Source organism: Pseudoalteromonas shioyasakiensis (assembly GCF_022398475.1).
Taxonomy (GTDB): Bacteria; Pseudomonadota; Gammaproteobacteria; order Enterobacterales; family Alteromonadaceae; genus Pseudoalteromonas.
This window is the reverse complement of sequence record NZ_JAKEVM010000196.1, coordinates 1-5,821: the sequence shown is the minus strand read 5'-3', so window position 1 is coordinate 5,821 and position 5,821 is coordinate 1. Positions and strand designations below refer to the sequence as shown.

Annotated in this window: 2 protein-coding genes; both read right to left on the bottom strand. The window is 43.2% G+C overall.

Going from position 1 to position 5,821, the window contains the following annotated elements; genetic code table 11:
* Nucleotides 1-58 precede the first annotated feature (58 nt).
* On the bottom strand, nucleotides 59-3,010 hold the full coding sequence (locus tag L1D51_RS20165) for a TonB-dependent receptor (protein WP_054561254.1): 2,952 nt from the start codon (nucleotides 3,008-3,010) through the stop codon (nucleotides 59-61).
* Between the two features lie 78 nt (nucleotides 3,011-3,088).
* Nucleotides 3,089-5,740: a family 16 glycosylhydrolase gene (locus L1D51_RS20160; RefSeq protein ID WP_239964642.1), complete on the bottom strand. Its 2,652-nt coding sequence runs from the start codon at nucleotides 5,738-5,740 to the stop codon at nucleotides 3,089-3,091.
* Nucleotides 5,741-5,821: the final 81 nt, after the last annotated feature.

Below are 5,821 nucleotides of genomic sequence, written 5' to 3'. Positions count from 1 at the left end.
GATTTAAAATAAAAAAAGCCGCTCATTGAGCGGCTTTTGTTCCTTTGGGGATCACATATTAAAAGCTATAACGGGCACCAATTGTGTAACGAGGCCCATATTGGCGAGCAAATAAGAACTGCTCTTCGTAACGACCGTAGCCACGCTCAGTTTCGTTGTTAAGGTTTATACCTTCAAAGAAAACAGTCATGTTTTCGTTGATGTCGTAGTTAACACTTAAGTCCCATTGACCGTAGGTATCGCCAAATTGTGGGGGCGCATCAGATGAACCTTGCGCTTGACCAACACCAATTAAGTATGAGTCACGCCATGCGTAAGTCACTTTTACTGATAAGCCATCTTTATCATAGAAGGCTTGGAAGTTCGCTGAATCACTTAAACCCGATAGTGGAGCTTGCTGAGTTAAACTTGCTACATCAAATTCAACATCACCATCTACAAATGTTGCGTTGACACCTAAACCAAAGCCACTTTCACCAAATAAGTGTTGAACAGCAAGTTCAAAGCCATCAACTGATTTGCTATCAGTATTTTGTGGCTGAGAAATGTTCCATACCATCAGTGGATCTGAACTCGTTGGCTCAATGGCACCGTCCGCATTACCATAACCTAATGCCAGCATTTCATTGAACACAGCGTCACTCGTTGCCTGCTCGCCACGTGCTTCTACAGATGCCACAGCTTCAAGGTAACGAGGACCATTTAAGATATCGTATAGACCTTCAATGGTTGTTTCAGTGATTTGCGTTTGAATAAAGTTATCTACGTCTTTTTTGAAGTAACCAACTGACGCATAACTGCCTTCGCCGTAGTAGTACTCAAGTGATAAATCGAGGTTAGTTGATTCAAATGGCAATAGGTTAGTATTACCTTGGCTACCTGTACGCGAACCTGGTTTAGGGCTACCCGTTAAGCTACGACCACCAGCCAAATTACCCAGCGGCGCACGTGCCATGGTTTTACCCCACGAAACACGACCAACAAGCTCGTCTGTAATTTCAACTTTTACGTCAATGTTCGGCAACCAAATATCGTAGTTACCTTCTTCTTGATAAAAGTTATCTGTACCGCCAGTTTCGTACTGCATGATCCACTCAGATGCACTTACCCAATTAACTTGACTTTCAACACGTTGACGAACCGTACTGGTCACATCAGTTTCTTCATAACGAAGACCTGCGTTAATCTGTATGAAGTAATTAGCTACATCGAACTCCCATAAGCTATTCACATAAAAGCTTTGCGTTTTCTCTTCTACGTAGCTTTCACTGTCGATACCATCATAAAATGGGTCAATTGAGTATTGATTATCGCCCAATAAGTCTTCATTTAAATAAGCAAGTTGACGAGCTAACGCTTCTTCAAAGCTATAGGTGTAGTAATAATTAGGCTCAAGGGCACTACCACCACCAGCGAACTGGTCTAGCATGTCGCCAGTATCATTATAAGTGAACATGCCATCTGGGAAGATTTCTGTGAATGAAGGGTTAAAACCAGGGCCCCCACGTAAGCCACTCCAAGCGGTAAATCCACCCATAGTTTGCTTAGTATTTGCAGCACCGAATTTCACTTTAACAAGCGGAATTTCAAAGCTTTCATTGAACCAGGTTGCATGAAGCTGAGCTTGCTCAACATTAGACTCACCTGGTGAGTAAATAAACTGACTGAAGTTTGAATCTATCTCACTTGGGTCTAGTACTGTAGTACCATTGTTCCAATTAACGTAGGCATGCGGAACCTCACCAGTGCGATAGTCATATACTTTGCTCTGTAACTGGTCAGAGCCAAGAATGATTTGACCATCAGAACCTAAGCCATCATCTGCGCCGTTATCTGTTTCGTTTTTCGAATCATGATAATCGAACTCAACTTCCCACTGGTCATTGATTTGCCATTCTAGGTTTAAACCAATTGAACGTGCTTTTACTTCTGTAGTGGCACGGCTTGCGGTGAATGAACCATCATTACCACTGATATCGGCATAAAGCGCTGTGCCATTTTCATCAAGCTCATAACTATTGATGTTACTGCCAAACTCATTCCAAATACCCCAACCTGCAGTTTCAACACCGGTGATTGCACGACTTGCTGTGTAATCAACCGTTGCAGTAAAGCTTTCAATTGGCGAGTACTGTAAAGTTACTTGGCCATTAGTACGCTCACGTTCAACATCAGCAATACTGTAGTTCATGTCTTTCGGGAAGAAATGATTACCGACACGGTTGCCTTCGCTATCTACTGCACGTGGGTCAATGTAGTCACCTTCATCAAGGGTTGGTAAGTCAACATTGGCCTGCCAACCTTGAATATTGGCACTTTGCTGTTGAAAATCACGTTCTTGATGAGAGAATGATGCCGCAAAACCAAATGTATCATCAGCATAGGTATTGCTGTACATCGCTGAAAATTCTGGCGTTACATCATCACCTTTTTCATTTGACGAGTCATGAATAGCTTTAATAGACGAGCTAAACTTTTCGCCTGGGCTATTTAATGGGCGAGTTGTAATAATATTTACAGTAGCGCCTAGACCACCACTTGGAACATCAGCTTGACCTGATTTCGCTACTTCAAGTGCACTTACACCATCAGCGGCAATATTCTCAAGGGCGTATGAACGTGTATAACCCGTGCCTGGCATTTGACGGCCATTCAACATTACTAGGTTAAACTCAGGGCCAAAACCACGTACCGTAATTTCGCTACCTTCGCCGTTTGAACGGCTCACTGATACACCGGTAATACGCTGTAATGATTCAGCTAAGTTAGTATCTGGGAATTTACCCATCTCTTCTGCTGAAATCGCATCAACAACACCTGTTGCATCACGTTTCATATCCATGGCGCGGATCATACTGCCACGAATACCTTTAATTTCGATAACTTCAATATCGTTATCAGCTTTCTCTTGCTCATCCTGTGCATAAGCCGACATAGTGCCTAGCCCTGCGGTTAAAATCATCGCAACTGACGCTGCAAGAGGTGTTTTAATAAATTTTGTGCTTTTCATGATATACCTGCTTTTGCAATATGTTGTCATGGATACTGGGTGCTGTAATCAGCACCCATCACTTGTTGCCAATCTTAATTACGGGTTTGCAATAACTGCATTATCAATACGGTAAACCGCACCTTCACCCATACCCCATGACGGGAACACCATAACAACGTCGATTGCACTAATATCAAGACCTGCACTTAGTAAATCGGCAAGTGTATAAGTATAGGTTTGCCACTCACCAACCACAGGCTCGACACCTTCTTGGCTTGCACTCAACGCAAGCTCCACAGCTTGACCTGCATCGTTTGATTCAATTTTGAATAACCACTGAGCATCTTGGTCGCTGGCGTTTGAAACTATCTTCATCTCAAAACGAACCACACCTTCAGATAATAAGTGTGATGCATCAAAGCTCACGCCATCATCAGCTAAGAACCCCATTACCGTAGCGGTAGAACCAATTTGAAACTCTGCCACAGAGCCATGAGTTTCATCGTCAGTTTCGACTGTTGGCGTACTACCAGCACAACAATCCCAAATGCTCCACTGATCAGCCACGTTTTCGGCAAACAGCGTCAGCTCTGATGCTGCCGATTCTTGCTCTGGTGCATAAATGCGAGCATTGTCGACACGGTAAACTGCACCTTCACCTTGGCCCCAAGCAGGGAAAATCATGATTACATCAATAGCACTTACATCTAAACCTGCGTTTAATAAAGTACTGATTGGGAACGTGTATGTTTGCCATTCACCAGCAATAGGGTCAACACCTTCTGAGCTTGTGTTAAGGTTAACTTCTACTGCTGTTGCACCTTCATTAGACTCAACTTTTAATAGCCAAGGCGCATCTGGTGTTGATGATAAAGAGGTGATCTTCATCTCAAACTGCAGCATGCCGTCATCAACCAATGCTGATGCATCAAACTGCGTACCACTACCACCTGATGAAGTACGGTTAATAAAGCCCATTACCGTAGGAGTTGCACCAATAGAGAACTCTGCAGTAACACCGTGTTCTTCGTCGTCGACTACTTCAACAGGTGTTGAACCACCACAACAATCCCACAGCGGCCAATCAAGATTAGTTTCATCGGTGAATAAAGTTAATGAAGGTAATGTTGTTGTGCCGCCATTGGTAATTTCAACATTATCAACACGGTAAACAGCACCCTCACCTTGACCCCATGCAGGGAAAATCATGATTACATCAATTAGTGATACGTTTAAGCCCGCATCAGCTAATGTTTGCAGTGGGAAGGTATAAGTTTGCCATTCACCGGCAACTGGGCTAACACCTTCTGTACTTGCACTTAGGTTTAGCTCAACGGCTGTCGCGCCTTCATCACTTTCGATTTTAAATAACCAAGGTGCGTCTGGCGTTGATGGTAAAGACGTTACTTGCATATCAAAAGTCACATAGCCGTCTTCTAACATTGCACTGGCATCATAAGGTGACGCTTCACCGTTTTCATCGGTAATAAAGGTATCACGGCTAATAAAGCCATTTACAGTAGGTTCCGCACCCACACTAAATTCAACCACATTACCACGGTCTTCATCTTCAACTAACCCTGGCGTTGTGCCACCACAACAGTCCCATGCAGGCCAGTTAGGGTTAAAACTGCTATCAAAAATAGTCAGCGGCGTAACAGTGCCATCACTTGGTGGCGTTGGAGCAGGAGCTGCGCCTTGCACTAGTGCATCTTCTAAATTGTCATAACCTGGGCGAACTGTTTCACAGCCTTTACCTGTGTCTGGATCTTGAGCACATTCATAAACACGTACATAGTCAACTTCAAAAGTTTGACCATTTTCGAATGCAGTTGCATCAATACCAAGGGCATTAACATTTTCAGGCCAATCACCGCCAACAGCAAAGTTTAAGATTAAATAAAACTCTTGGTTAAATGGCGCAGCGTCCCAGAAAGTTGTTAACTCACCAGTTGTTTGATCAAAGTACTCTGTGTACCAACCCTTATGTTTAAGAGCCAGTGCTTCACCGTCAGCGTTATAAAGTAATTCTGACTGGCGCTGTGTTGCATATAAATAGTCATCTACGTACCAACGAATTTCACCCTCTTGCCATTCAATAGCATAAGTATGAAAATCATCGGCTGGATTTGAATCTTGCGCGAAGGTGTACGCTTGACCACTACTGTCGTTATTTGGCCACGCTTGACCATAATGTAACGTGCCGTAGATATTTGACTCTAAGCCATCATCATTTTCGACTTTTAAATTCACTGATTCTAAAATGTCGATTTCACCTGAACGAGGCCACTCACCGTAAACTTCGTCGGTTGGCATCATCCAAAACGCCGGCCAAGAACCTTGACCGCTAGGTAGTTTTGCTCTTACTTCAAAACGGCCATATTTAAAATCGGCTTTGTAGCGAGTATTGATACGTGCAGATGTATAAGGCTTTGCAGCACCGTCTTCTGCAGGCAATGCAACGATATTAAGAATACCGTCTGCAACAAAGGCGTTTTCTTCACTGTCGGTATAACATTGTTTTTCGTTATTACCGCCACCTGCACAGTCTATTTCGAAATTCCATTTGTTGTCATCAATGGCATCGCCGTCAAAGTTATCTTCCCAAACCATCACCCAATCTGAAACTGGTTCAGTTGGATCGACAGTATCTATTTTTGTATCTGTGGCAGAGCCACCGCAGCCAGCTAAAGTCACTACAGAAAGCGCCATTGCTAGTTGTGTTAAGTGTGTTTTGAATTTGTTCATTGCATTGAACCCTAACATTATGTGTTTGTTAGTACTCAACTGATATATATAGAGTATAGTTTTAATCAGTCAATTGTAAGC